This is a genomic window from Streptomyces sp. NPDC057445 (assembly GCF_042802855.1).
Taxonomy (GTDB): domain Bacteria; phylum Actinomycetota; class Actinomycetes; order Streptomycetales; family Streptomycetaceae; genus Streptomyces.
Map to the genome: position 1 here is coordinate 146,485 of NZ_JBHVDH010000003.1, position 26,095 is coordinate 172,579.

General features: G+C 70.2%; 20 protein-coding genes. 12 read left to right on the forward strand and 8 right to left on the reverse strand.

Going from position 1 to position 26,095, the window contains the following annotated elements:
• The first annotated feature begins 268 nt into the window (after nt 1-268).
• The 4 genes from ACFU5O_RS08590 to ACFU5O_RS08605 all read left to right on the forward strand — a co-directional run bounded on the left by ACFU5O_RS08590 (nt 269) and on the right by ACFU5O_RS08605 (nt 6,640).
• Nucleotides 269-1,684, forward strand: a complete 1,416-nt coding sequence (locus tag ACFU5O_RS08590; protein ID WP_384238077.1) for a class II fumarate hydratase — start codon at nt 269-271, stop codon at nt 1,682-1,684.
• 348 nt (nt 1,685-2,032) lie between these two features.
• Nucleotides 2,033-2,698 carry a DUF402 domain-containing protein gene (locus ACFU5O_RS08595; RefSeq protein WP_384238079.1) on the forward strand — a complete coding sequence of 222 codons (666 nt, stop codon included), beginning with the start codon at nt 2,033-2,035 and terminating at the stop codon, nt 2,696-2,698.
• A 404-nt stretch (nt 2,699-3,102) separates the two neighbouring features.
• Complete coding sequence (locus ACFU5O_RS08600) at nt 3,103-5,061, forward strand: SpoIIE family protein phosphatase (protein WP_384238081.1); 1,959 nt, start codon at nt 3,103-3,105, stop codon at nt 5,059-5,061.
• Between the two features lie 115 nt (nt 5,062-5,176).
• On the forward strand, nt 5,177-6,640 hold the full coding sequence (locus ACFU5O_RS08605) for a catalase (RefSeq protein ID WP_384238083.1): 1,464 nt from the start codon (nt 5,177-5,179) through the stop codon (nt 6,638-6,640).
• 135 nt (nt 6,641-6,775) lie between these two features.
• On the opposite strand, the gene ACFU5O_RS08610 is transcribed toward ACFU5O_RS08605, so the two are convergent.
• Nucleotides 6,776-9,073, reverse strand: coding sequence for a transglycosylase domain-containing protein (locus ACFU5O_RS08610; protein ID WP_384238085.1), 2,298 nt, complete (start codon nt 9,071-9,073; stop codon nt 6,776-6,778).
• A gap of 238 nt (nt 9,074-9,311) precedes the next feature.
• Between ACFU5O_RS08610 and ACFU5O_RS08615 the strand changes: the two genes are divergently transcribed.
• From ACFU5O_RS08615 to ACFU5O_RS08635, 5 genes are all read left to right on the forward strand, one after another.
• The gene (locus ACFU5O_RS08615; RefSeq protein WP_384238087.1) at nt 9,312-10,247 is read left to right on the forward strand and encodes an SPFH domain-containing protein; all 936 of its coding nucleotides are present in this window, start codon (nt 9,312-9,314) and stop codon (nt 10,245-10,247) included.
• Nucleotides 10,193-10,483, forward strand: a complete 291-nt coding sequence (locus tag ACFU5O_RS08620) for a hypothetical protein (protein ID WP_384238088.1) — start codon at nt 10,193-10,195, stop codon at nt 10,481-10,483. The genes ACFU5O_RS08615 and ACFU5O_RS08620 overlap by 55 nt, the downstream gene beginning before the upstream one ends.
• 214 nt (nt 10,484-10,697) lie before the next feature.
• Nucleotides 10,698-11,222, forward strand: coding sequence for a PadR family transcriptional regulator (locus ACFU5O_RS08625; protein WP_384238090.1), 525 nt, complete (start codon nt 10,698-10,700; stop codon nt 11,220-11,222).
• Complete coding sequence (locus ACFU5O_RS08630; RefSeq protein ID WP_384238092.1) at nt 11,219-11,905, forward strand: ABC transporter ATP-binding protein; 687 nt, start codon at nt 11,219-11,221, stop codon at nt 11,903-11,905. The genes ACFU5O_RS08625 and ACFU5O_RS08630 overlap by 4 nt, the downstream gene beginning before the upstream one ends.
• Entirely contained in the window at nt 11,902-14,241 is a 2,340-nt protein-coding gene (locus tag ACFU5O_RS08635) for an FtsX-like permease family protein (RefSeq protein WP_384238094.1), read from the forward strand. The genes ACFU5O_RS08630 and ACFU5O_RS08635 overlap by 4 nt, the downstream gene beginning before the upstream one ends.
• A 151-nt stretch (nt 14,242-14,392) precedes the next feature.
• On the opposite strand, the gene ACFU5O_RS08640 is transcribed toward ACFU5O_RS08635, so the two are convergent.
• Nucleotides 14,393-15,349, reverse strand: a complete 957-nt coding sequence (locus tag ACFU5O_RS08640) for a hydrogen peroxide-inducible genes activator (protein ID WP_384238096.1) — start codon at nt 15,347-15,349, stop codon at nt 14,393-14,395.
• 155 nt (nt 15,350-15,504) lie between these two features.
• Between ACFU5O_RS08640 and ACFU5O_RS08645 the strand changes: the two genes are divergently transcribed.
• Both ACFU5O_RS08645 and ACFU5O_RS08650 read left to right on the forward strand, forming a co-directional pair.
• A complete protein-coding gene (locus tag ACFU5O_RS08645; RefSeq protein WP_384238097.1) occupies nt 15,505-16,059 on the forward strand; it encodes a peroxiredoxin in 555 nt (184 codons plus the stop codon).
• 2 nt (nt 16,060-16,061) lie between these two features.
• Nucleotides 16,062-16,595: an alkyl hydroperoxide reductase gene (locus ACFU5O_RS08650; protein WP_384238098.1), complete on the forward strand. Its 534-nt coding sequence runs from the start codon at nt 16,062-16,064 to the stop codon at nt 16,593-16,595.
• A gap of 292 nt (nt 16,596-16,887) precedes the next feature.
• Here the strand turns inward: ACFU5O_RS08650 and ACFU5O_RS08655 are convergent, their stop codons facing one another.
• The 5 genes from ACFU5O_RS08655 to ACFU5O_RS08675 form a co-directional block, all read right to left on the reverse strand.
• Nucleotides 16,888-17,595 carry a hypothetical protein gene (locus ACFU5O_RS08655; RefSeq protein ID WP_384238100.1) on the reverse strand — a complete coding sequence of 236 codons (708 nt, stop codon included), beginning with the start codon at nt 17,593-17,595 and terminating at the stop codon, nt 16,888-16,890.
• On the reverse strand, nt 17,592-18,980 hold the full coding sequence (locus tag ACFU5O_RS08660) for an AI-2E family transporter (protein WP_384238102.1): 1,389 nt from the start codon (nt 18,978-18,980) through the stop codon (nt 17,592-17,594). Before ACFU5O_RS08660 ends, ACFU5O_RS08655 begins: the two co-directional genes overlap by 4 nt.
• Before the next feature lie 115 nt (nt 18,981-19,095).
• Complete coding sequence (locus ACFU5O_RS08665; RefSeq protein WP_384238104.1) at nt 19,096-19,797, reverse strand: transglycosylase SLT domain-containing protein; 702 nt, start codon at nt 19,795-19,797, stop codon at nt 19,096-19,098.
• Nucleotides 19,798-20,190: 393 nt separating this feature from the next.
• Entirely contained in the window at nt 20,191-21,513 is a 1,323-nt protein-coding gene (locus tag ACFU5O_RS08670) for a PhoH family protein (RefSeq protein ID WP_384238106.1), read from the reverse strand.
• 649 nt (nt 21,514-22,162) lie between these two features.
• Nucleotides 22,163-22,924, reverse strand: a complete 762-nt coding sequence (locus ACFU5O_RS08675) for an isoprenyl transferase (RefSeq protein WP_384238108.1) — start codon at nt 22,922-22,924, stop codon at nt 22,163-22,165.
• A gap of 171 nt (nt 22,925-23,095) precedes the next feature.
• On the opposite strand from ACFU5O_RS08675, the gene mgrA reads away from it, so the two are divergent.
• A complete protein-coding gene (gene mgrA, locus ACFU5O_RS08680; protein WP_384238109.1) occupies nt 23,096-24,133 on the forward strand; it encodes an L-glyceraldehyde 3-phosphate reductase in 1,038 nt (345 codons plus the stop codon).
• Between the two features lie 441 nt (nt 24,134-24,574).
• Here the strand turns inward: mgrA and ACFU5O_RS08685 are convergent, their stop codons facing one another.
• Nucleotides 24,575-26,068, reverse strand: coding sequence for a DUF2079 domain-containing protein (locus ACFU5O_RS08685; RefSeq protein WP_384238111.1), 1,494 nt, complete (start codon nt 26,066-26,068; stop codon nt 24,575-24,577).
• Nucleotides 26,069-26,095 lie beyond the last annotated feature (27 nt).

Here is a 26,095-nt window from a genome sequence, read left to right on the forward strand (position 1 = left end):
CTCCGCGCCCGGATCGCCCGGGCTCCGGCGGACGGGGTACGGGGGGCGGCGATGCGACCGGGTGCGCCGTGTCCTGCACGCACGCGGCGGTGGTGGCTGCCATGGTGCCAGGGCCGCCGCATGGGCCACGGTGGCCGCGGCCGCCGGGTCCGTCCGGCCGAAGCGCGTCCCGTGTGTCCCGGCGTGCGTCACCGACGGGATCCACCGGCCACAGGACGCGGGAATACGCGGACCTCGACAAGTGCTCAGCTTTTCAGGAGGTTTGGAGATGTCCGACACGCGCGAGAACGCAGGCGACCATCCGGGCTACCGGATCGAGCACGACTCCATGGGCGAGGTGAAGGTGCCCGGTCACGCCAAGTGGCGGGCCCAGACCCAGCGGGCCGTGGAGAACTTCCCCATCTCGGGTGCGCGGCTGGAACGCGCCCATATCGAGGCACTGGCCCGGATCAAGGCGGCCGCCGCCAAGGTCAACGCGGAGCTCGGGGTGCTCGACAAGGACATCGCCGGGGCCGTCCAGGAGGCGGCGGAAGAGGTCGCCCAAGGCCGCTGGGACGAGCACTTTCCGGTCGACGTCTTCCAGACCGGCTCCGGCACGTCGTCCAACATGAACATGAACGAGGTCCTGGCGACGCTCGCCGGGGAGCGCCTGGGCCGCGCCGTTCACCCCAACGACCACGTCAACGCCTCACAGTCGTCCAACGACGTCTTCCCATCGTCCATCCACATCGCCGCCACCGCCGCGGTGACGCGGGACCTGATCCCGGCCCTGGAGCATCTCGCCGCATCGCTGGAGCGCAAGGCCGCCGAGTTCGCGCAGGTCGTCAAGTCGGGCCGGACGCACTTGATGGACGCGACGCCCGTCACCCTCGGCCAGGAGTTCGGGGGCTACGCCGCACAGATCCGGTACGGGGCCGAGCGGCTCCGGGCCAGTCTTCCCCGCCTCGCCGAACTGCCCCTCGGCGGGACCGCCGTGGGCACCGGCATCAACACCCCGCCCGGCTTCGCCCCGGCCGTGATCGCCGAGGTGGCCAGGGCGACGGGCCTGCCGCTCACGGAGGCGCGCGACCACTTCGAGGCGCAGGGCGCGCGGGACGGGCTGGTCGAGACGTCGGGGCAGCTCCGTACGATCGCCGTCTCGCTCACCAAGATCGCGAATGATCTGCGCTGGATGGCCAGCGGCCCGCGCACCGGGCTCGCCGAGATCAACCTTCCCGACCTGCAGCCCGGGTCCTCGATCATGCCGGGGAAGGTCAATCCGGTGATTCCCGAGGCCGTGCTGATGGTGGCCGCGCAGGTGACCGGCAACGACACGACCGTGGCGGTGGCCGGAGCCGCGGGGAACTTCGAGCTGAACGTCATGCTGCCGGTGATGGCCAAGAACGTCCTCGAGTCGGTACGGCTCCTCACGGCTGCCTCCCGGCTGCTCGCCGACCGCACGGTCGACGGCGTCACCGCGAATGTGGAGCGGGCCCGTGAGTACGCCGAGTCCTCCCCGTCCGTGGTCACTCCGCTGAACAAGTACATCGGCTACGAGGAGGCGGCCAAGGTCGCCAAGAAGTCCCTCGCCGAGCGGAAGACGATCCGTCAGGTGGTGCTGGAGTCGGGGTACGTGGACCGGGGCGACCTGACGCTGGAGCAGCTGGACGAGGCGCTGGACGTACTGCGGATGACGCATCCGTGACGCCGGCCCGGTGTCACGGGGCCGAGGGGCGGGGCGCGGCCGCCCGCGGGATGCCTCGCCGCACCGGCCGGCCGGAGGTCGCGAGCGCCCGCTGGGGACTGTGACAGCAGGCGCCGGGCCCCGGGCCCCGGATCCCGCAGGCGAGACCCGTGAACCGCCCGGCGGAGCCGGGTGGAAGGGACTTCTCCGCCGTACGCCGCGACCCGCGCGGGCGCAATGGCCCCGGCAGGGGCGGGCGGCTGCCCCCGCCGCGGGCCGCGTCCGGGCACGGTGGAGTCCGGGTGGACGGCGCCACGCCTCGTGATCTGCGCCGCAGCGGGGAAAGGCCTGCCCGCCTAAAATCTGCGCATGACAGGATCGGCGGAGCCCCAACACTGGGCGCCGGGGGATCACATCCTCTGGCGCTATCGCGGCAACGCGTCCGGGCACGTCCACATCTGCCGCCCCGTGACAGTCGTCGAGGACACTCCCGAGCTGCTGGCCGTGTGGATGGCGCCGGGGACCGAGTGCGTGAAGCCGGTGCTCAGCGACGGCTCGCCCGTGCAGCAGGAACCGCTCGCCACCCGGTACACCGTGCCGCGGACCACGGTCCGCTCGCGCTGGTTCGGCACGGGCGTGCTGAAGCTGGCACGGCCCGGCGAGCCGTGGTCGGTCTGGCTGTTCTGGGAGCGGGGCTGGCAGTTCAAGAACTGGTACGTGAACCTCGAGGAGCCGCGCACCCGCTGGTCGGGCGGGGTCGACTCGGAGGACCACTTCCTCGACATCGCGGTGCTTCCCGACCGCACCTGGCGCTGGCTGGACGAGGACGAGTTCGCCCAGGCGCAGCAGGCCGGGCTGATGGACGCCGGGCAGGCCCTGCGCGTGCAGGAGGCGGGGCAGTCGGCGGTCGCACTGATCCACGCGTGGGGGCCGCCGTTCTCCGACGGCTGGGAGGACTGGAGGCCCGATCCGCGCTGGCCCGTCCCCGAGCTGCCGGTCGACTGGAATCGCACCCCGGCTCGCACGTCCGCATGACGTCGTCGTGAGACCCTTGATGCGCCCCCGGGGTTCAAACGTAGGATCGTCCTCCGCAAGGCCGCGTCGCTTCAACGACTGAGCATCGCACCGGAACTGACCGTAAGTCATCACGAGGGGGCTGAAACCGTGCTCGATCTGCGCTCGGATCTCCCTCAACCTGTCGACGCATCGCCCGTACTGGGTATGGGCTATATCGACCGTCCAGGGGCGCTGCCGTCCCGGACCACGGGCGGACCCTCCGCCCGCCGGCCCGGGGATCGGCGGCGCGGCGCTCGCCGGCGCCCCCGGACGCACACAGCGGCACCCGAGGCACCGAGGCCTGTCCTCCCGACCGGCCCGGCAAGATCCGGAAGACAGGCCCCAGCCTCGCACCACCGGCCCGGACGGACGGAATCCCACGCGTGACGGAGCATCCCACCTCCCACGAAGGCCGGCAGCCACTGGCTGCCCGGTCGCAGGAGCGCGCCCGGCCGCGGCAGGAGGCGGCTGCGCACGCGCCCAAGCCGGCGGCCGGCGGCGTGCCTGCCCAGCCGCCCGCACCGCCCGCCCCCACGGCCCCGCCCGCGACCGCGCCCTCGGCCGCGGTGCCTGCGCCGGGGGCCTCCGCGGCGCAGGCGGGTCCGCCGCAGGACCCCACGGGGGTCGCGCGGCGGGAGGGCGACCGACTGCGCTTCGTCGGGGCCGCGACCAGACGGATCGCCCGCGGGATAGACCTGGACGAGATCGTGCTCGGCCTGTGCCGGGCCACCGTGCCGACGTTCTCGGACGCGATCCTCGTCTATCTGCGTGATCCGCTGCCGGTCGGCGACGAGCGGCCGGTGGCGCCGTTCGTGCTGCGGCTGCGCCGTACCGACCGGCTGCGTTTAACCGACGAGGACACCGAGAACGCGCTGGTGACGAACGCCGTACAGGTGCCGGTGTTCAGCTCGCAGCCCGAGCTGCCGGCCGCGGAGCTGTGCGAGGTGCAGGCCGGCGGGGCGCTCGCCGAGGTACTGCGTGGCGTGCGGCCCGTGTTCGGCGACTCGGCCGCGGCCCGCGCGGCCCTGCCCGAACTGCTGGGTGACGGCAAGACCGTACCGACCGGGCACCGGGCGATCCTGGCCCCGCTGCGCGGCCGCAGGCGGGTCATCGGGGCCGCGATCTTCCTGCGCCGCCCCGACCGGCCCGCGTTCGAGCCCAACGACCTGCTGGTGGCCGCCCAGCTGGCGACCCACACCGCGCTCGGCATCGACAAGGCCGTGCTGTACGGGCGTGAGGCGTACATCGCGGACGAGCTGCAGCGGACCATGCTGCCCGAGGGCCTGCCGCAGCCCACCGGTGTGCGGCTGGCTTCCCGCTATCTCCCGGCGGCCGAGACGGCCAGGGTGGGCGGGGACTGGTACGACGCGATCCCGCTGCCCGGCAGCCGGGTGGCGCTCGTCGTCGGCGATGTCATGGGCCACTCCATGACATCGGCCGCGATCATGGGCCAGCTGCGGACGACGGCCCAGACCCTCGCCGGTCTGGATCTGCCGCCGCAGGAGGTGCTGCACCATCTGGACGAGCAGGCACAGCGCCTCGGCACCGACCGCATGGCGACCTGCCTGTACGCGGTGTACGACCCGGTCTCGCACCGGATCACCATCGCCAACGCCGGCCATCCGCCGCCGATACTGCTGCATCTGGGCGGCCGGGCCGAGGTGCTGCGGGTTCCGCCCGGAGCGCCCATCGGCGTCGGCGGGGTGGACTTCGAGGCCGTCGAGCTGGACGCGCCCGCCGGGGCGACGCTGCTGCTGTACACGGACGGGCTGGTCGAGTCACGGCTGCGTGACGTCTGGACGGGGATCGAGCAGCTGAGGGAGCGGCTGGCCGCGACCGCGCAGCTGACCGGCCCCGACCACTCACCGCCGCTGGAGGCGCTCTGCGACGACGTCCTCGACATGCTCGGCCCCGGTGACCGGGACGACGACATCGCGCTGCTCGCCGCCCGCTTCGACGGGATCGCGCCGAGCGATGTCGCGTACTGGTTCCTGGAGCCGGAGGACGCCGCTCCGGGGCGGGCCCGCCGGCTCGCCCGCAGGGCCCTCGCACGCTGGGGCCTGGAGGATCTCTCCGATTCGGTGGAGCTGCTGGTCAGCGAGGTGGTCACGAACGCCGTGCGGTACGCGGAGCGGCCGGTGACGCTGCGGCTGCTGCGTACGGACGTGTTGCGGTGCGAGGTCGGCGACGACTCTCCGCAGCTGCCTCGCCAGCGGCGCGCACGGGACACCGACGAGGGCGGGCGCGGGCTGTTCCTGGTGAACCGGCTGGCCCGGCGTTGGGGGGCGACCCGGCTGTCGACCGGCAAGGTCGTGTGGTTCGAGCTGCCGACCCACCCGTAGCAGGACCGAACCGAAGCCTGGACCAGGTCCAAAAGTTGCCGAGTTCGCATCTTCGCCGTTGACTGGGGAAGACGGCCGGAGCGACCACATATCCCTCGATCGACGGGAGGACGCTGTGACCGAGTCATCCCCCAGGGCTCCGTACACGACCAACAACGCCGGCATCCCGGTGGAGAGTGACGAGCACTCGCTCACCGTGGGCCCTGACGGACCGATCCTTCTCCAGGACCATTATCTGATCGAGAAAATGGCCCAGTTCAACCGTGAACGGGTCCCCGAGCGGGTGGTGCACGCCAAGGGGTCGGGTGCCTACGGCTTCTTCGAAGTCACCAACGACGTCAGTCAGTTCACCAAGGCCGATCTGTTCCAGCCGGGCAGGCGTACCGAGGTGCTCGCCCGCTTCTCGACGGTCGCCGGGGAACAGGGCTCCCCCGACACCTGGCGCGATCCACGCGGATTCGCGCTCAAGTTCTATACGGAGCACGGCAACTACGACATGGTCGGCAACAACACGCCGGTCTTCTTCGTACGCGACACGATCAAGTTCCAGGATTTCATCCGCTCCCAGAAGCGCCATCCGGTGACCGGTCTGCGTGACAACGACATGCAGTGGGACTTCTGGACGCTCTCCCCCGAGTCCGCGCACCAGGTGACGTGGCTGATGGGCGACCGCGGCATCCCGAAGACCTACCGTCATATGAACGGCTACAGCTCCCACACGTACATGTGGATCAACGGCGGGGGCGAGAAGTTCTGGGTGAAGTACCACTTCAAGACCGACCAGGGGATCGACTTCCTCACGCAGGAGGACGCCGACGAGCTGGCCGGGTTCGACGCCGACAAGCACCGGCGCGATCTGTTCGAGTCGATCGAGTCCGGGAACGCCCCGTCGTGGACCCTCAAGGTGCAGGTCATGCCCTTCGAGGACGCGGCGGACTACCGCTTCAACCCCTTCGATCTGACCAAGGTGTGGCCGCACGGCGACCACCCCCTGATCGAGGTCGGGCGGATGACGCTGGACCGGAACCCCGAGGACTACTTCATCCACATCGAGCAGGCCGCCTTCGAGCCGTCCAACCTGGTGCCGGGCATCGGCCCGTCCCCGGACAAGATGCTGCTCGGCCGGTTGTTCTCCTATCCGGACACCCACCGGTACCGGATCGGCCCGAACTACGCGCAGCTGCCGCCCAACCGGCCGCACGCGCCGGTGAACTCGTACGCCAAGGACGGACCCATGAGGTACGTGGCGTCGAACGCGGCGCGGCCCTACGCCCCGAACTCGTACGGGGGACCGGCGGCCGACTTCCAGCGGTTCGGTGAGCCGGCGAGCTGGGAAGCCGCGGGTGAGCTGGTGCGGGAGGCGTACAAGCCGCACCGGGAGGACGACGACTGGGGCCAGGCGGGCACGATGGTCCGTCAGGTGCTGGACGACGCGGCGCGCGACCGGCTGGCGTCCAACATCAGCGGTCATCTGAAGCAGGGCGTCTCCCGGCCCGTGCTGGACCGGGCGGTGCAGTACTGGCGCAACGTCGACAGGGATCTCGGCGACCAGGTCGCCAAGAACGTCAACGGCGGCTGAGGCCGGCCGCGGCCTCGCGCCGACCGCGTACCGGCGCGAGGCGGCGCGAGGCGGCGACCACCGGACACCGGGAGGGGCCCTGCGCACAGGACCCCTCCCGGTGTCCTGTCGGACCCCGTCCGGCACAGGTCCCGTCTAGGGCCTCGGCGGTCGGCCGGCCGTGCCGTCCGTGGTTCCCTCTGTGGTCCCGTCCGTCGTTCCTTCGGTGGTCCCGTCCGTGGTTCCCTCTGTGGTCCCGTCCGTGGTTCCCTCTGTGGTCCCGTCCGTCGTTCCCTCGTCGGCGCCTTCAGTGTCGTTCCCCGACGAGTCACCGGGATCGGACGGCGGGGTACGGGTCGGCTCGTCCGGCTTGTGGGGCGGACGGTCCGCCGGGTCCTTCGGCTTCTTCGGCTTGTCGTCCGGGTCGTCCGGCTCCTTCGACTTCGACGCCTCGTCGCTCGGGGTGCTCGGCAGCTGCTCCTGTACCGGCTCCGGGATCTCCAGGTCGAACTCCTTGTCGGAGCCGCCGTCGAGCGCGCCTGTCGTGTACTGCTTCCAGATGAGGGCCGGGACGCCACCACCGTTGGCACGGCCCTCGTTGATGGTGTCGGTCAGGGTGACCTGCCCGGTGCCGTCGGGCTTCTCGCCGAAGAGGCCCACTGCGGTGACGAGTTCGGGGGTGTACCCCACGAACCAGGCAGAGCGGTTGTTCTCCGACGTACCGGTCTTGCCCGCCGCGTGATACTCGCCGAGCGCGTTCCGGCCGGAGCCGCTGTCGACGACGCCGGTCATGGCCTCGGTCACGGAGTCGGCCGCCTCACGGCTGATCACCTGTGCCCCGATGGGGTCGGCGATCTCGACCGTGCGGTCCCTGTGCTCGGCGGACTTGACGATCGTCGGTGTCGTCTTCTTGCCGTGGTTGTCGAGCGTCGCGTACGCCCCGGCCATGTCCCAGGGGGACGCCCCCATCGTGCCGAGCGACATGGCGGGCTGCTCCGGCCAGCCCGCACCGTCCTTCATGCCCAGGTCGAGTGCGGTCTTCTTCACCTTGCCCGGACCGACGTCCACGATCATCTGGGCGTAGACCGAGTTGATCGACTTGTTGGTCGCCTTCTGGACGGTCACCGGCCCGTAGCTCACGTCGTCCTCGTTCTCCGGGGCGAAGGGGACGTCACTGCCCTCGACGGGCCGCTTGCTCGTGCCGTCGTAGATCGTGTCGAGCGTGATCGGCCGGTCGTCCTGGGTCACCGACTCGTTCTCCAGGGCGGACGCGAGCACGACGGGCTTGAAGGTCGAGGCGGGCTGGTAGTCGCGGCGCGTGGCGTTCGACAGCCAGTGCTCGGTCGCGCCGGCACCGCCGTACAGGGCCACGACATGCCCGGTCTTCGGGTCGACGGAGGTCGCACCGGCCTGGACGGTCGCGTCCCGCTTGTCGCCCTTGCGGTCGAGCTTGGCCTCCATCTGGTCCTCGACGGCCTTGGTCAGGGCCTTCTGCTTCTTCTCGTCGATGTTGAGCGTGATGGTCCAGCCGCCGGCCTCGATGTCCTTCTCGCTGACACCCTGGCGCTCGAGCTCCTTGTTGGCCGCGGCGACGAGGTAGCCGGTCTGGCCCTCCATGCCGGGGGCGGCCTTCGGGGCCTTGGGCACGGGGAACTTCAGGCCCGCGCGCTTGGCGGAATCCAGCCACTTCTCCTCGACCATGTTGTCCAGCACATAGTTCCAGCGCTCGGTCACGAGCTGCTTGCCCGTGCCGGACGCGACCGCCCAGTCGTACTGGTTCGGGGCCTGGAGGAGAGCGGCGAGATAGGCGCCCTGAGCGACGGTCAGCTTCTGGGCGTCGACCCGGTAGTACGCCTGCGCCGCGGCCTGGATGCCGTACGCGCCACGCCCGTAGTAGCTGGTGTTGATGTACCCGGCGAGGATCTCGTTCTTTTCCTTCTGCTGGTCCACCTTGATGGAGATGACCAGTTCCTTGAGCTTCCGGGTGACGGTCTGATCCTGGTTCAGGTAGTAGTTCTTGACGTACTGCTGGGTGATCGTCGAACCGCCCTGCTTGCCCTTGCCCGTGAGGGTGTTGAGCACGCCTCGGGTGGTGCCCTTCAGATCGATGCCGGAGTCCTGGTAGAAGCTCTTGTTCTCGGCGGCGATGAAGGTCTTCTGAACCTCGTCGGGGATCTTCTCGAGGCCGACGATCTCACGGTTGATCTCGCCCGTACGGGCGAGGACCTTGCCGTTGCCGAACTTGTAGACGTTGCTCTGCATCTCGGCCTTTGCATTGGCCTCGGGGACCGGCACCAGCCAGTAGATGACGAGGACCGCGGCCATCAGGGCAAGGCAGAGGCCGAGGAAGGTTCCCAGCACCCTCCTCCAGCTGAAGAAGCGGCGTATGCCCCCACCACTCTCCACCCGGCGCGCCCCGCGCTGCCGGGCTCGTCGCGCATCCGCTCGGCCCATCGCTCCGTCGCTCCGCTCTTCGTCGTCAGATCAGCTCGTCGTCAGATCAGCTCAGAAAACTAACACCGCTACTCAAGACAAAGGGCAACCGATCCCGTCTTTTCCGGACGTGAGAATGAGCACCTGCCCCGATGGAACCGACTCACGAGAGGCGTGCAGGGTTGCCAGACGCGGTAATGTGTAATCACATTGCTAGCGCTACCGGCCGCGCACCGCGGCCGGGGAACGGGGGACGGACATGTCCGCGACCAGCACTTCCCTGCCGAACGACGTCCCGGAGATGCCCGAGCCGCGGGTACGGGAATTCGCGGCGCACAGCATCGGCGGTGGGCTCGCCCTGCTGCTCGGCCTCGTCGGCCTGGCGGCCGGCATCGGCCTGATCGTGTCGGGCGCCGCACTCGGGGAAGGTGCCGCGAAGGTGGGCCTGGCCGTCCTCGGCATCGTGGTCGTCTTCGCGTCGTTCCTCGCCATGTGCGGGCTGAACATGGTGGCGCCGGGCGAGGCCCGGGTGGTCCAGCTCTTCGGGCGCTACCGCGGCACGATCCGCACCGACGGACTCCGCTGGGTGAATCCGCTGACCTCGCGGGAGAGGATCTCCACCCGGGTCCGCAACCACGAGACGGCGATCCTCAAGGTCAACGACGCCTACGGCAACCCGATCGAGCTCGCCGCGGTGGTGGTGTGGAAGGTCGAGGACACCGCGCAGGCGCTGTTCGAGGTGGACGACTTCCTGGAGTTCGTGTCCACGCAGACCGAGGCCGCCGTACGGCACATAGCCATCGAGTACCCCTACGACGCCCACGAGGAGGACGGCCTGTCGCTGCGCGGCAACGCCGAGGAGATCACCGAGAAGCTCGCGGTCGAACTGCACGCCCGGGTCGAGGCGGCGGGTGTCCGCATCATCGAGTCCCGCTTCACGCACCTCGCGTACGCTCCGGAGATCGCGTCGGCGATGCTCCAGCGCCAGCAGGCGGGCGCCGTGGTCGCCGCGCGCCGGCAGATCGTGGACGGCGCGGTGGGCATGGTGGAGGCCGCGCTGACAAGGATCGGGGAGCAGGGCTTCGTGGAGCTCGACGACGAGCGGAAGGCGGCCATGGTGTCGAACCTGATGGTGGTGCTGTGCGGGGACCGTGCCGCGCAGCCGGTCCTCAACACGGGCACGCTCTACCAGTGACCGAGCGCAGGCAGGCGCGCAAGCAGATGCTGCTGCGGCTGGACCCGGCGGTCTACGAGGCGCTCGCCCGCTGGGCCTCCGACGAGCTGCGCAGCGCCAACGCGCAGATCGAGTTCCTGCTGCGGCGCGCACTCGCGGAGACGGGACGCCTCCCCGGCGGCGTCAGGCCGATCCCGCCGCGGGGCCGGCCCCCGAAGGCGACGCCCGGCGCCCCGCCGGATCCCGGAGCGGAGTAGGACGCCTCGCCCACGCCCGTCGCCTTGCCCATCGCCGTCGGATTCACGGCGCATATCCGGGCATCACCGGCCCGCGCGACGTTGATCGACGGCCGTGGTCCGGCCGTTCCGAACCGTGACAATCGCCTCTGACCTGCGAAGGAAGGATGTCCGAAGATCGACTCTACACAGTGGGTATACATCGCGTGTATACCCACTGTGTAGAGTCACTGCCATGTCAATCGGTCACACGCTCCTCGGACTCCTGGAGTCCGGCCCGCGCCACGGTTACGACCTCAAGCGCGCCTTCGACGAGAAGTTCGGCCACGACAGGCCCCTGCACTACGGGCAGGTCTACTCGACGATGTCGCGCCTGCTGAAGAACGGCCTCGTCGAGGTCGACGGCATCGAGGCCGGCGGCGGCCCCGAACGGAAGCGGTACGCAATCACCGATGCGGGCATCACCGATGTCTCCCAGTGGCTCGCCCAGCCGGAGAAGCCGGAGCCGTACCTCCAGTCGACCCTCTACACCAAGGTCGTCCTCGCCCTGCTCACCGGCCGGAGCGCCGCGGACATGCTCGACACACAGCGCTCGGAGCATCTGCGGCTGATGCGCATCCTGACCGACCGCAAGCGCCGGGGCGACCTCGCCGACCAGCTGATCTGCGACCACGCCCTGTTCCACCTCGAAGCCGATCTGCGCTGGCTGGAACTGACCGGCGCCCGTCTCGAAGGCCTCGCCAAGGAGGTTCGCGGATGACTCCCGCCGGTTCTCTGCTGTCCGCCGTCGCCCTGCGCAAGGCGTACGGCCCCACCCCCGCCCTCGACGGCGCCGAATTCTCCATCCACCCCGGCGAGGTCGTCGCCGTCATGGGCCCCTCCGGCTCGGGCAAGTCCACGCTGCTGCACTGCCTCGCCGGCATCGTCACCCCCGACTCCGGCACCATCACCTACGCCGGACGCGAGCTGTCCGCGATGAACGACTCCGAGCGCAGCGCCCTGCGCCGCAGCGACTTCGGCTTCGTCTTCCAGTTCGGCCAGCTCGTCCCCGAACTCACCTGCGTCGAGAACGTCGCCCTGCCGCTGCGCCTGAACGGCACCGGACGCAAGGACGCCGAACGCACCGCCCTGGCCTGGATGGAGCGCCTCGAGGTCGCCGACCTCGCGAAGAAGCGACCCGGCGAGGTCTCCGGCGGCCAGGGCCAGCGCGTCGCCGTCGCCCGTTCCCTGGTCACCGGGCCCAAGGTGGTCTTCGCGGACGAGCCCACCGGCGCCCTCGACTCCCTCAACGGCGAACGCGTGATGGAGCTCCTCACCGAGGCCGCGCGCTCCACCAGTGCCGCCGTCGTCCTGGTCACCCACGAGGCGCGCGTCGCCGCCTACTCCGATCGCGAGATCGTCGTACGCGACGGGAAGTCACGCGACATGGAGCGCGCCGTATGAGCGCGAACCGCGGCACATCCTGGGCGCACGACCTGGTGATGGGCGCCAGGTTCTCCGTCACCGGGGGCCGGGAGGGGTGGACACGGACCCTGCTGACCGCCGTCGGAGTCGGCCTCGGCGTGGCCCTGCTGCTCTTCACCACCGCCATCCCCGGCGCCATCGGGGCCCGTACGGACCGGGCCGACACCCGCAACACCTACACCGTGACCGAGCAGGCCGGCGACGACACCCTGCTCATCGCCCAGAACGACAGCACCTTCCACGAGCGGAACGTCGTGAGCCGGCTGGTACGCCCGCAGGGCGACGAGGCCCCGCTGCCTCCCGGGCTGAGCCGCTTCCCCGGCCCCGGCGAGATGATGGTCTCCCCGGCGCTCGCCGCGCTCCTCGACTCGTCAGAGGGCAAGCTGCTGGAGCCCCGCCTGCCGTACAAGAACGTCGGCACCATCGGGGAAGAGGGCCTGATCGGCCCGCACGAACTGGCGTACTACGCCGGCAGCAGCACCATCGAGGCGGGCGAGGACTTCGTCCAGCAGATCGACGGCTTCGGTGACACGCAGCCGAAGGAGCCCTGGGACCCCGTCCTCGTGCTGCTCGTCCTGATCATCTTCGTCGTGCTGCTGCTTCCCGTGGCCGTCTTCATCGCCGCCGCGGTCCGCTTCGGCGGCGAACGCCGCGACCGGCGGCTGGCCGCGCTGCGACTGATCGGCGCGGACGGGGCGACGACCCGCAGGATCGCGGCGGGCGAGGCGCTGGGGGGCGCCGTGCTCGGGCTGTTCGTCGGGCTCGTCCTCTTCTTCGCCGGACGCCAACTGACCGACCAGGTCGGCATCCTGGAGACCGGGATCTACCCTTCGGACCTCAACCCGAGCCTGATGCTCACCCTCCTCGTCGCCGTGGCCGTGCCCATCGCCTCCGTCGCCGTCACCCTCTTCACGATGCGCGGCGTCGTCATCGAACCGCTGGGCGTGGTCCGCGTCTCCAGGCCCCCGCGGCGGCGGCTGTGGTGGCGGCTGGTGATGCCACTGGCCGGCCTGGCACTCCTCTACCCGATGATCGGGCAGGACGAGGACGAGCAGTTCAACCAGTGGCAGGTCGCCGGGGGTGTGGTCCTGCTCCTCGTCGGCATCACCGCCCTGCTGCCCTGGCTGGTCGAGTTCGCCGTGTCCCGGCTCGGCGGCGGCTCCGTCTCCTGGCAGCTCGCCGTCCGCCGCCTCCAGTTGAGCAGCGGCATCGCCGTCCGCCCGGTCAACGGCATCGCCGTGGCAGTGGCGGGGGCGATCGCCCTGCAGTCCCTGTTCACCGGCGTGGAGAGCCAGTACACCAAGCCCACGGGCGCCGACCTCGAACGCGCGCAGCTCCAGGTGCTCGCCCCCTCGCAGGTGGCGGGCTCCCGGATGCCGAAGATCGTGGAGCACATCTCCTCCGCGACGGGCGTGAAGCACGTCGTGTCCCTCGCCTCGACGGAGCTCGGCGACAAGGCCCGCAACCCCGACTCGTTCATCCGGCTCACCGTCGCCGACTGCGTCTCACTGCGGGAGATCGCCCGGCTCAGCACCTGCGAGGACGGGGACGTGTTCCTGCTCCGGCCGGACCCGAAGCTGTCCGAGCTGTCCGACGCCGGGCCCAGCGCTAAGCCCGGCCAGAAGGCATTCCTCAACCCGCTCACCGACGACACGGCAGCGCTCGAGGCGGTCGCCTGGACGGTCCCGGCGGACGCCCCCGCCGTGGACGCCCGCCCCGACCCCAACGGCTACGCGCGCGGCGGCATCATCGCCACCCCGTCCGCACTGCCCGAGCTCGCCGGGGGCATCCTCAGCCACACCACCTACGTCACCCTCGACGAGAGCGTGCCCGACGCCGTCGAACACGCCCGGAACGCGATCGCCCAGGCCGACCCGATGCTTGTGCCGATGACCCTGCGGGCGATCCAGGTCAACGACCGCTTCGCCGCGGTGAAGCGGGGCCTGCTGATCGGTTCGACCGCGGTGCTGCTGCTGATCGGGGCCAGCCTCTTCGTGTCCCAGATGGAACAGCTGCGGGAACGCAGGAAGCTGCTCGCGGCGCTCGTCGCCTTCGGCACCCGCCGCCGCACCCTCGGCGCCTCCGTCCTCTGGCAGACCGCCGTCCCGATCCTGCTCGGCCTCACCCTCGCCTGTACCACCGGGCTCGCCCTCGGCGCGGTCCTGCTGCGCATGGTGGGCCGCCCGGTGAGCTTCGACTGGGGCTCCGTGGCCGCGATGACCGGCATCGGCGCGGCCGTGGTCCTCGCCGTGACCGCGCTCAGCCTGCCGCCGCTGTGGCGGATGATGCGGCCGGAGGGTCTGCGGACGGAGTAGCGTCCCCGTCCGCACCACGGTGCGGTCCTTCCCTCGAGGGAGGGACCGCACCGTGCTGTGGAACGAGGCGGGACCGGACTCCCCGTACTCCGCCGAGCGGAAATCCGACCGGCCGCCGACGATTGCCGTCCGTCGCAAGAACCGGAGGCGCTCACGCGTCCTCGGCGGAGAGCACCCGCACCGGAAGGTCGGCAAGGGCCTCCCGAAGCGCCTCGGCGAACTCCTCGAACTCGCCGTGGCGGGCCGCTGCCGTGCGCATCGCCAGGGCGACACGGCGCGCGGGGGCCGGATCCGCGAAGTACCCGGTCGCCAGGGCCGGGTTGCGGCCGGTCTCGACCTGGACGGCGGTGCGCGGCAGCAGCGTCACGCCGAGTCCGCCCGCGACCAGCTGCACCAGGGTGGACAGACCGGCCGCGGTCGTCGTGACCGGGGCCCCGTCCGTGCGGCCCGCTTCGCGGCAGATGTCCAGGGCCTGGTCACGCAGACAGTGACCCTCGTCGAGCAGCAGCAGCGAAAGTTCCTTCAGCGCCTCGCGCGGGATGTCCTGGCGCCCGCCGAGCCAGTGGTCCTCGCCCGTCACGAGGACGAAGTCCTCGTCGAATAGCGGGAGTTCGGTCACTCCCGGCACCCCGAGGGGTACGGCGAGCAGCAGCAGATCGAGTCGCCCCGCAGCCAGCCCCTCCAGCAGGGACGAGGTCTGCTCCTCGTGCACCTGGAGGTCGAGTTCGGGATAGCGCTCGTGCACCAGCCGCAGCACGTTCGGCAGCAGATAGGGCGCCACGGTCGGGATCACGCCGAGCCGGAGCACCCCCGTGAAGGGCGCACGGACCGCCTCGGCCTCCTCCAGCAGCTCCCCCACCGCGCCGAGCACCGCCTTGGTCCGCACCGCGAGCCGCTCCCCTGCCGGCGAGAGCAGCACCCTGCGCGTCGTACGCTCGAGCAGCTGGACACCCAGTGCCTCCTCCAGCGCCGAAACGGCACCGGACAGCGCGGGCTGACTCATCCCGATAGCGGCCGCCGCGTCCCGGAAGTGCAGATGCTCGGCCACGGCGGCGAAGGCGCGAAGCTGCGCCAGACTGGGCTGCTTGCCCCGGTTCACCGTATTCATCCCTGCTGCCGCCACCCCACTGATAAGCACCTCCGATCACGATGACCCAGTCTAGCTATTTCCGTGATCAATGCACCCTGTGCCACGATCGGGGTCCGTCCAACCCCTCGGAAGCCCGCCCCCAAAAAGGGCCTTCCAACCAGCAAGGAGAGCGCGTGCTCACTGTCGGTGACCAGTTCCCCACGTTCGAGCTGACCGCCTGCGTCTCGCTTGAGAGCGGCAAGGAATTCGAGCAGATCACCCACAAGTCCTACGAGGGCAAGTGGAAGGTCGTCTTCGCGTGGCCCAAGGACTTCACCTTCGTCTGCCCCACCGAGATCGCCGCGTTCGGCAAGCTGAACGAGGAGTTCGCCGACCGCGACGCCCAGATCCTCGGCTTCTCCGGCGACTCCGAGTTCGTCCACCACGCCTGGCGCAAGGACCACGACGACCTGCGTGACCTGCCCTTCCCGATGCTGGCCGACTCCAAGCACGAGCTGATGCGCGACCTCGGCATCGAGGGCGAGGACGGCTTCGCGCAGCGCGCCGTCTTCATCGTCGACCCGAACAACGAGATCCAGTTCACGATGGTGACCGCCGGTTCCGTGGGCCGTAACCCCAAGGAGGTCCTGCGGGTCCTCGACGCCCTGCAGACCGACGAGCTGTGCCCCTGCAACTGGACCAAGGGCGAGACCACCCTCGACCCGGTCAAGCTGCTGGCCGGTGAGTGAGCATGGCCCTCGATGAGCTGAAGTCCGCTCTGCCGGACTACGCCAAGGACCTGAAGCTGAACCTCGGTTCGGTGATCGGCAACAGCGAGCTTCCGCAGCAGCAGCTGTGGGGCACGGTCCTGGCCTGCGCGATCGCCTCGCGCTCGCCGATCGTGCTGCGTGAGCTGGAGCCTGAGGCCAAGGCCAACCTGTCCGCAGAGGCGTACACCGCTGCCAAGGCCGCCGCCGCCGTCATGGCGATGAACAACGTCTTCTACCGGACCCGGCACCTGCTGTCGGACCCCGAGTACGGGACGCTGCGCGCCGGACTGCGGATGAACGTCATCGGCAACCCGGGCGTCGAGAAGATCGACTTCGAGCTCTGGTCGCTCGCGGTCTCCGCGATCAACGGCTGCGGCCAGTGCCTGGACTCGCACGAGCAGGTCCTGCGCAAGGCGGGCGTCGAACGCGACGTCATCCAGGAGTCCTTCAAGATCGCCGCGGTGATCCAGGCGGTCGGCACGACGCTGGACGCCGAGGCCGTCCTCGCGCAGTAGACGCGGCAGCGCGGTGAGCGCGCCGTGCATGACGCGAGAGGGGCCCACCGCCGACACGGCCGGTGGGCCCCTCTCGCGCGCCACACGTAGATGCTCCCGGTCCGGAACCCGTACGACCGGAACACGCGTGCCCTTGGACAGACGTCACAGGTCCCGCGAGCAGTGATCGGTTTCCCCAAGGGCTGCGCCCCGCGGACACATGCGTTCTCGCGGTGCGCGGTGACCGCGGGGGGGGCATGGCCGGGGATCAGGCCTCAGGGCGCGACTGGGCGCGTCCGGTGACGGGAGGCCGTCACGCGGGACGCTTGAGCCTGGCCAGCAACGCCTTCATGTCCTCGATGAGTGGCCCCCTGGCGGGCGTGACGTCGACCGCCGGCGGCTCCTCCGCCTCGAGTTCGTCCTCGGAATAGGCGTACTGGGCGGAGACGCTCAGCGCGAAGGTGGCCCGGCCGTCGAGCACCATCAGCTCAAGGCTGTCACCGTCGGACTCGGGCATCACCAGATAGGCGCGTTCACCGAGGCCCTTGATCCATTCGCCCTCGCGCTCCTCGCCCACCTCGGTCGGGCGGGCCCGGGACTCGAAATCCGGCTGGGGATCGGTCTCCTTGTGCAACTCGTAGTGGACCAGTACCGAGTACTGCGCGTCCCTGTCCGTCCCGAAGTCGGCGCCGCACACCGAACGGTCGACCGCCCGGTGCTCATCGGCCTGCGCCCAGCCCTCTGCCCGTTTGCCGAGCGCCGCCGTCATGGCCTTGAACTCCGCGTCCTGGCACAGCTCGGCGCTCGCCCGGTAGCCCCCGAGGTCGGGGCCGAGGCGCTCGTACACGTACAGACCGCCCGCCCACACCGCGGACGCGACCACCGCGCCGCCGAGAGCCCACAGCCAGGAGCGTCCGGGACGGGGGGTGTTCGGCTCCTCGTCACCGCCGGCGACGACGGTATCGGCCGTGGCCGGTGCGGAGAACTCACCGCCTCCGACCAGTTCCGGCTCTGAGATCACTGCTTGTCCTCGGGGGGAGCCGTCGGAGGCTCTTCCGGTTTCGACGTGGGCGTGGGCGGCGACGTCGGCGACGTCGGCGACGGAGTGGGTGCCACGTCGATGACCGTGGCGCCGTGCGGCGCGGGCTCGTAGCGAAGGCCCGGCTCATGGGCGTACGCGCGCAGATAACCGACCACCGTGTTGGTCACCGCCACCAGCGGCACCGCCACGACCGCACCGCCGATCCCCGCCGTCAGACCGCCCGCGGCGACCGCGAGGACGACGGCGAGCGGATGGACCCGTACCGCGCGGCCGAGGATGAACGGCTGCAGCACATGGCCCTCGATCTGCTGTACGGCGAGAACCACGAGCAGCACCATCAGGGCGGTGAACACGCCCTGGGTGACGAGCGATACCACGACCGCGAGAGCCCCGGAGACGACGGCGCCCACCAGCGGGATGAAGGAGAAGAGGAAGATGAAGACGGCGAGCGGCACCGCCAGTGGGACGTCGAGGAAATAGATGCCGAGGCCGATGAAGATGGCGTCGATGAGGGCCACCACCACCGTGCCCCGCACATAGGCCGTGAGCGTGCGCCAGGCGCGCGGGCCGGCCCCGGCCACGCCCGGCCTCGCCTGCGCGGGCACCAGCTTCAGCGACCACTGCCAGATCCGCTTCCCGTCGTACAGCAGGAAGAGGGTCGAGAACATCGCCAGCAGCATCCCGGTGAGGATCTCGACCATCACGCTCACACCCTCGAGACCGGCGGAGGTGATCTCCTGGGTGTTGGTGCCGATGGTGTCCTGGAGGTTCTTGGCGATGTCGTTGATCTGCTGCTCGGTCACATGGAACGGGCTGTTGAGCAGCCACCGCTTGAGTTCCTCGATGCCGTCCTTGACCCGGTCGGCGACGTTGTCGATGTTGTCCATGACCTGCCAGACCACGAACCAGCCGACCAGGCCCATGACGACGAAGCCGAGGATCGTGGTGACGGCGGTGGCCAAACCCCGCGGCAGGCCGAGTCCCTTGAGGCGGGCCACCGTGGGCTGGAGCAGAGCGGTGATCAGCAGGGCGGCGACGAAGGCGAGCACCACGAGCTGGACGGCGCTGATGACCCGCATCAGCACCCAGAGCGTGCCCGCGAGGACGAGCAGGCGCCAACCGGCCTCGGCCGCCACCCTCATTCCCCAGGGGATCGCGGTGGCCGGATCGGGCCGGGCCGCGACGGCGGGGACGGAGGGGGCGTACGCAGGCGGCGGTGGGACGTGGTCGGGTGTCTCGGACCCCGACGGCTCGTCGTCGCCGTCTCCGCCCGCGGCAGCCTCGGCCCGCCGCTCCTCCAACCGTGCCCCCAGCCGGGACAGTCCGGCCCCCAGCCGGTCCAGCCACCCTGGCATCTTCGACATCGCCCTTCCCTCTCCCCCTGGCTCCGCCACGACCGTACACGCACGGAGCCCCTCACCGTAGGACGGCGAGGGGCTCCATGAAGTTGAGCTGCGGCCCGTGGGCCTGGCCTGAGGCCTAGTACCAGTGGTTGGCCTGCCAGAACGACCAGGCGCCGCAGGGGCTGCCGTAGCGGTCGTTCATGTAGTTGAGGCCCCACTTTATCTGCGTGGCGGGGTTGGTCTGCCAGTCGGCGCCGGCCGAGGCCATCTTGGAGCCCGGGAGGGCCTGGACCAGACCGTAGGCACCGGAAGACGCGTTCTGGGCGCGGTAGTTCCAGCTGGACTCGTGGTCCACGATGTTGCTGAAGCACTGGAACTGGTCGCCGGGGATCATCTGCCGGGCCATCGCCTGGACCTCGGCGACGGTGTACGACGACTGGGTCGCGAAGGTCGAGGCGTCACGGGCGGAGGAACGGCTGGCCCGCTCCTCCTCCTCGGCCTTCTCCGCGGCCTCACGCTCGGCCTTGTCGTCGGCAGCCTGCTTCTTCGCCTCGGCGTCCTTGGCAGCCTGGAGGCGGGCGGCTTCCTCGGCGGACTTCTTCGCAGCCGCGTCCGCGGCAGCGGCCTGTGCATCGGCCTGCTGCGTCAGGGACGCGACCTGAACCTGGGCCTGCTCACCGACGGGGATGTCCGCAAGGAGCGTCGAGTCGGCGGCGGTTGCCTCGAAGTCGTTGGCCGCGGACTGCGGCGTACCCGAAGCAACGCCGACGACGGCGCCGACTGTGGTGACCGCAGTGGCGGAGGCCACTGCGAATCCCCGGACCGAGATCCGGCTCACACGGTTTCCTTCCAGCATCGTCCGCACAGGTGACCTCACGGACGCAATCTTGCCCCTGACACTGGCACCCCCACTTGCTAGGTCACGGGGGGCACGGGCCCGGTGGGCAACTCCCTTGCGGGAGCGCCGCGTGGTGCTCGGGCGGCATACGGCGGCGTCTGTTGAGTTGTGTGGTTCCACATCCCTGGGGATGCAGGAGTGCCGTATGCGGGGCCTGACGGAAGCAAGACTCTGCCGGAAGGCGAGGGCGCAAGGCAATTATTCGTTACGTGGGAAAGCTCACACCCCGTTTGCCTCAGGGGTTTTACGGAAAGTGGCGCGCAGCACGACGCCGCCCGGCTAAGCTCCTGGGCTTTGCCGGGCGGCGCCAACTCCCCTGACGGGATTACCGGGTCAGATCGGCCCGTCCTCCAGCATTTCGGTCACCAGTGCGGCGATCTGCGAGCGCTCCGAGCGGGTCAGCGTCACATGCGCGAACAGTGGATGCCCCTTCAACTTCTCCACCACGGCGACAACTCCGTCGTAGCGCCCGACACGCAGATTGTCCCTTTGTGCCACATCGTGGGTCAAAACAACCCTGGAGTTGGCCCCGATTCTGGACAGAACGGTCAGAAGGACATTCCGTTCGAGCGACTGGGCCTCGTCGACGATGACGAACGCGTCGTGCAGCGAACGCCCTCGGATATGGGTGAGCGGCAGCACCTCGAGCATGCCGCGGCCGAGCACCTCCTCGATGACCTCACGGCCGGCCACCGCGGAGAGCGTGTCGAAGACCGCCTGAGCCCAGGGACTCATCTTCTCGGCCTCGGTGCCCGGCAGATAGCCGAGCTCCTGCCCGCCGACCGCGTACAGCGGCCGGAAGACCATCACCTTCTGGTGCTGCCGGCGCTCCAGCACCGCCTCCAGGCCCGCGCAGAGCGCCAGCGCCGACTTGCCGGTGCCGGCCCGGCCGCCCATCGAGACGATGCCGACGTCCGGGTCTAGCAGCAGATCGAGGGCGATCCGCTGTTCGGCACTCCGCCCGCGGATGCCGAAGGCCTCCCGGTCGCCGCGGACGAGACGGACATTTCCCTCGGCCGTGGTGCGGCCGAGAGCCTTGCCGCGCTCGGACTGGAGAACGAGGCCGGTGTGGACGGGCAGCTCGGCGGCCTCGGGGACGTACAGGGTCTCCTCTTCGTAAAGGATGTCCACCTGTTCGGCGGACAGGGCCAGTTCGGACATTCCGGTCCAACCGGAATCCGTGATGGCGAGCTCCGCCCGGTACTCCTCCGCGAGGAGGCCGACCGAGGAGGCCTTGATACGCAGCGGCAGGTCCTTGGAGACGACCGTGACGTCGTATCCCTCGGCCTGGAGATTGCGCGCCACCGCGAGAATCCGTGAGTCGTTGTCACCCAGCCGGTAGCCGGCCGGGAGCACGCCCGGGTCCGAATGGTTGAGCTCGACGCGCAGCGTGCCGCCGAGGTCGCCCATCGGGATGGGGGCGTCCAGCCGGCCGTACCGGACGCGGTAGTCGTCCAGCAGGCGCAGCGCCTGACGGGCGAAGTAACCGAGTTCCGGATGGTGCCTCTTGGCCTCCAGCTCCGTGACCACGACGATCGGGAGCACGACTTCGTGCTCGTCGAAGCGGGTCAGTGCGTTCGGGTCGGCCAGCAGGACGCTGGTGTCGAGAACGTAGGTGCGCCTGTCGGGCATGCGGCGCTTAGTGCTGTTCACCACGGAAGGACGTACCCCCTCGGCTGAGATCGGGGTGCGACGGCGTCGCGGGCAGTTGGACCGGTGTCCGGCCGCGATGCACGGGCCGGGCACCGGCCCTCCGTTCCTTCCATGCTGACCGCATGGTCGTCCTGGCGCAAAGGGCCTCCCGGGCGAGCGGCTCGGCGCCACTCGCTTAGAACGGCATCCGGCTCTGGTGTCCGGATGTCGACCTGTCAGGGGTATTCCCTCGAACACGCGCGGCCATGCCATGGCATATGACGACGCGTCGATGAACAGGCGATGACCATGAACCCGCGCGCGTACGAGCGCCGGGCGTGCGCGGCAGCGCGGTGCGGTGGCGGCGGGCGCTCCCCTGGGCCCCGTCGGCGCGAAACCGCCGTTGCACGGGCGAACGGGTGACGCCCCGGCGCCCCACGGCTGCCGCATGGGCGCCTTGTGCCGAGGAGGAGGGCGCCGCACCGGCGCCCGCGGAGCCGTTCGACATCGCCCGGTCGGGCCGCGCCCAGTTGGGGGAACGCCCGTCGGCGCGGTGCGACGGATCGCCGCCTGGAATCAACCGGCGACGGCGTATGCGAACGAAACACCCGCAACCGGCCCAGGGGCGTGAGGCGGCACCGGGCGAGCTGCGGGTCCGGGTCCCGTGCTTCCGTCAGGTGCCGTAGCGGCGGTGGCGTGCGGCGTAGTCGCGCAGGGCGCGAAGGAAGTCGACCTTGCGGAAGGCGGGCCAGAAGACTTCGCAGAAGTAGTACTCGGAGTGGGCGCTCTGCCAGAGCATGAAGCCCGAGAGGCGCTGCTCGCCGCTCGTGCGGATCACCAGGTCGGGGTCGGGCTGGCCCCGGGTGTAGAGGTGCGAGGCGATGAGGTCCGTGTCGACGATCTCCGCGAGCTCCTCGAAGGTCGTTCCCTTCGCGGCGTGCTCGGTCAGCAGCGAGCGGACCGCGTCCGCGATCTCCTGCCGGCCGCCGTAGCCGACGGCGACATTGACGATTATCCCGTCGATGCCGACGGTCGCCTGCTCGGCCTCCTTCAGCACGGACTGGGTCCTGGCAGGCAGCAGGTCCAGCGTGCCGACGTGGTTCACCCGCCAGCGGCCGTCCGCGGCGAGCCCGCGCACCGCGTCCTCGATGATGCCGAGCAGCGGGACCAGCTCCTCCTCGGGGCGGTCCAGGTTGTCGGTGGACAGCATCCAGAGGGTGACGACCTCGACATCGGTCTCGGCACACCACCCGAGCATCTCGTGGATCTTGCTGGCGCCCGCCTTGTGACCCTGCTCGGTCGTACCACCGGACGCCTTCGCCCAGCGACGGTTGCCGTCCAGGATGACGCCGATGTGCTTGGGCACCTGCGCGTGGTCGAGGCGGCCTTCCACACGGCGCGCGTAGAGCCCGTACACCAGGTCGCGCAAGTTCACGTCGTCCACCCTCTCGGTTCCGTCCGGGCCGGCACAACCCTTGTAAGGTCCGGCCCGCCGCGCAGCGACACCCCTCGTGCGCTGTGGCTGCCCCCGAAGCCGTCACACTACTGGGCACCGGCCACGGGGGCCCAACCCGGTCTGTCACAAGTCCGTGATAAGCAGGGAAGTGTGAACGATTCCCCCTACTACCGCGCCGCCGCGGACCGCTACGACTCCATGGAGTACCGACGCAGCGGGCACAGCGGCCTCAAGCTCCCCGCGATCTCCCTGGGTCTCTGGCACAACTTCGGCGACGACCGCGCCCTCGATTCGCAGCGCGCGATCCTGCGCCGCGCCTTCGATCTGGGAGTGACCCACTTCGACCTGGCGAACAACTACGGTCCCCCGCCCGGCTCCGCCGAGGTGAACTTCGGAAAGATCTTCGCCCAGGACTTCGCCCCTTACCGGGACGAGCTGATCATTTCGACCAAGGCCGGTTACCTCATGCACCCCGGCCCGTACGGTGAGTGGGGTTCCCGCAAGTATCTGCTGTCGTCGCTCGACGCCTCGCTGAAGCGGATGGGCATCGACCACGTCGACATCTTCTACTCCCACCGGTTCGACCCGGACACCCCGCTCGAGGAGACGATGGGCGCGCTGGCGTCCGCCGTCCGGCAGGGCAAGGCGCTCTACGCCGGTGTGTCCTCGTACAACGCCGAGCAGACCGCAGAAGCGGCCCTGATCCTGAAGGAGATGGGCGTCCCGGCGCTCATCAACCAGCCGTCCTACTCGATGATCAACCGCTGGATCGAGGAGGACGGTCTGCTCGACAGCCTCGAGGCGGCCGGCATGGGCTGTATCGCCTTCGCCCCGCTCGCCCAGGGGCTGCTCACGAACAAGTACCTGACCGGCATCCCGGAGGGCTCGCGGGCAGCCCAGGGCAAGTCCCTCGACCCGGGGCTTCTGTCCGACGAGGTGCTCCGACGGCTGCGCGGGCTCAACGAGATCGCGCAGCGCCGTGGCCAGTCGCCGGCCCAGCTGGCCCTGAAGTGGGTGCTGCGTGATCCGCGGATGACCTCCGCCCTGATCGGCGCCAGCAGCGTGAAGCAGCTCGAGGAGAACGTGGCGGCACTCGCCGGACCGCCGCTCTCCGACGAGGAACTGAAGGAGATCGACACCTTCGCCGTGGACACCGCGGGGACGAACATCTGGGCCGGCCGACGCTGACCCGTGCGCCCGGCGTGCGCCGCGGCACAAGAAAACGGGCCGGTCCGTGGGGGGGATACGGACCGGCCCGAGGGGGGCTTCCACCATAACCCTTCGTGAGGGATATCGCGTGCCACGGCATGCCACAACTACTCTCCGAAAGCACCGGACTGCGGCGAGCAGGCGGAAACCTGCCGGAAAAGCCGTGCGCGGCATGGGCGTGGCGTACCGGTGCGGAGCCCTCGACTACTCCCCACGGGGGACCTTCCCGGCTGGTCACAGGGTTGACGCCGAGGCGTCCGGGAACGAGGGCCGACCGGGACGGGCCGGGCGGCCCCGACCGGGATCCGCTTCTTCTTGGCCGGAATCCGCTCCGTGCGGCCGCCGCCCCGTCGGCCGGTCGTGGCGAGCGGCCACGCGCGAGCCCGCCCGATGGGGGCGGGTGCCCGCTGGGGCGCGCTGTCAGGAGCGGCGCAGGAGGGTGATCCCGTCCCGCTCTGCGACGACCTCGTAGCCGTAGGAGCGCTTCGCGGCGTCCAGCTCGGCGAGCTGCTGCTCGGGCGGGTAGGGCCAGTGCCCCGCCTTGTAGGGCCAGGCTTCCGGAGCTCTGCGGTCATGGATGATCCACTCCGCGGTGGGCCGGGGCAGCCGCTTTCTCCCGTACTCGTAGAGCCGCCCCTCGACCGGCCAGGTCGGAAAGATCACGACCTCGCAGCGCGAAGTGAGCTGCGGGGCCAGCCGGTTGGACGCGGCGACCGTCACGCCGTCCGGGATGCGGCGGAGCAGCGAGCGTGCGGCTTCGAGGTGCGCGGTGGTGTGCCAGGTGGCGCGCTGGGCCAGCTGGGCGAGGGGGAAAGACGGGAGCATCACCACCGTCACGGCGATGACCGTCGCGAGCGAGGCCCGGACGTGGCGAGCCGCGAGAGGGTGGCCGGACGTCCGGTAGCGGGTGAGGGCGTCGATGAGTCCGGCGAGTACGACCGGCATCAGAACGGCGCTGTAGTGGAAGGCGGTGCCCCAGTGGAAGCCGTTCTCCGACAGCATCCGCCAGGCCAGCGTCGGTACGGCGATCAGCGAGAGCGGAGAGCGCAGGGCGATGAGCGCGCTCGGCGCGAAGACAAGGACGAGGGTCATGGCCTTGATGTCGGGCCGAAGGGCGTCCAGGGGGGCGAACGCGACCGTCGCGAGAAGCGAGCCATGCGCTTCGGCGAGGTTGGCGCCGTGTGCGTATCCGCCGCCGGGGTTGAACGCCGGGAGCAGCAGCTTGATCGCGATCGCGCTGCCGGCCAGCCCTGCCGCCGCGGTGACGATGCCGAGCCTTCGCGGGCCCTTCCACGCGATGTACGCCCCGACCGCGGCCAGCGTGAACCCCAGGTCCTCCTTCACCAGCAGCATGGGCGCCGCCCAGGCCACGGCGTGCCGCCACCGTTCGCGCCCGAGGGCCTCGAGCGCGAACGCGAGCAACGGGACGGCGAGGGCCACCTCGTGGAAGTCGAAAGCGGCGGCCGAGGCGATGCCCCAGCTCGCGCCGTATCCGAAGGCGACGACATGGGCCGCGCGGCGGCCGAGCGCGCGGACGGCCCAGCGGGCGAGCGGGACGACGGCGACAGCGAGCATCGCGGACTGGGCGAGGAGGAGGCAGAGCGGGGACGGCCAGATCCGGTAGAGCGGTGCGAGGACGGCGATGAGCGGGTGGAAGTGGTCGCCGAGGAGATTGAAGTTCTCGCCGCGCAGCGGGACGACCGGGGCCTGGAAGTGCGCGTAGGCGCGTACAGCCTGTTCGAAGATGCCGAGGTCGTAGCCGGTCGTGCGCAGGAGCTGGTGGCGGCGTACGGCGACCGTGGCGTAGAGGAGGAACAGCGCCGCCGCCCATCCCCAGGCGAGGAGAGCGGCGGGACGGCCGGCGGGCGGCCGTGCGACGGGAGCCCGAGGCGTCGTCGTCTGCGCAGACGGCATCGTCGCACTGTCAGAGAATGTCCGCAT

Excerpts from the sequence above, each read along its gene's own strand:
- ACFU5O_RS08590 (WP_384238077.1), top strand. The coding sequence starts at position 269 with ATGTCCGACACGCGCGAGAACGCAGGCGACCATCCGGGCTACCGGATC.
- ACFU5O_RS08595 (WP_384238079.1), top strand. The coding sequence starts at position 2,033 with ATGACAGGATCGGCGGAGCCCCAACACTGGGCGCCGGGGGATCACATC.
- ACFU5O_RS08610 (WP_384238085.1), bottom strand. The coding sequence starts at position 9,073 with ATGGGCCGAGCGGATGCGCGACGAGCCCGGCAGCGCGGGGCGCGCCGG.
- ACFU5O_RS08615 (WP_384238087.1), top strand. The coding sequence starts at position 9,312 with ATGTCCGCGACCAGCACTTCCCTGCCGAACGACGTCCCGGAGATGCCC.
- ACFU5O_RS08625 (WP_384238090.1), top strand. The coding sequence starts at position 10,698 with ATGTCAATCGGTCACACGCTCCTCGGACTCCTGGAGTCCGGCCCGCGC.
- ACFU5O_RS08630 (WP_384238092.1), top strand. The coding sequence starts at position 11,219 with ATGACTCCCGCCGGTTCTCTGCTGTCCGCCGTCGCCCTGCGCAAGGCG.
- ACFU5O_RS08635 (WP_384238094.1), top strand. The coding sequence starts at position 11,902 with ATGAGCGCGAACCGCGGCACATCCTGGGCGCACGACCTGGTGATGGGC.
- ACFU5O_RS08640 (WP_384238096.1), bottom strand. The coding sequence starts at position 15,349 with ATGAATACGGTGAACCGGGGCAAGCAGCCCAGTCTGGCGCAGCTTCGC.
- ACFU5O_RS08650 (WP_384238098.1), top strand. The coding sequence starts at position 16,062 with ATGGCCCTCGATGAGCTGAAGTCCGCTCTGCCGGACTACGCCAAGGAC.
- ACFU5O_RS08660 (WP_384238102.1), bottom strand. The coding sequence starts at position 18,980 with ATGTCGAAGATGCCAGGGTGGCTGGACCGGCTGGGGGCCGGACTGTCC.
- ACFU5O_RS08685 (WP_384238111.1), bottom strand. The coding sequence starts at position 26,068 with ATGCCGTCTGCGCAGACGACGACGCCTCGGGCTCCCGTCGCACGGCCG.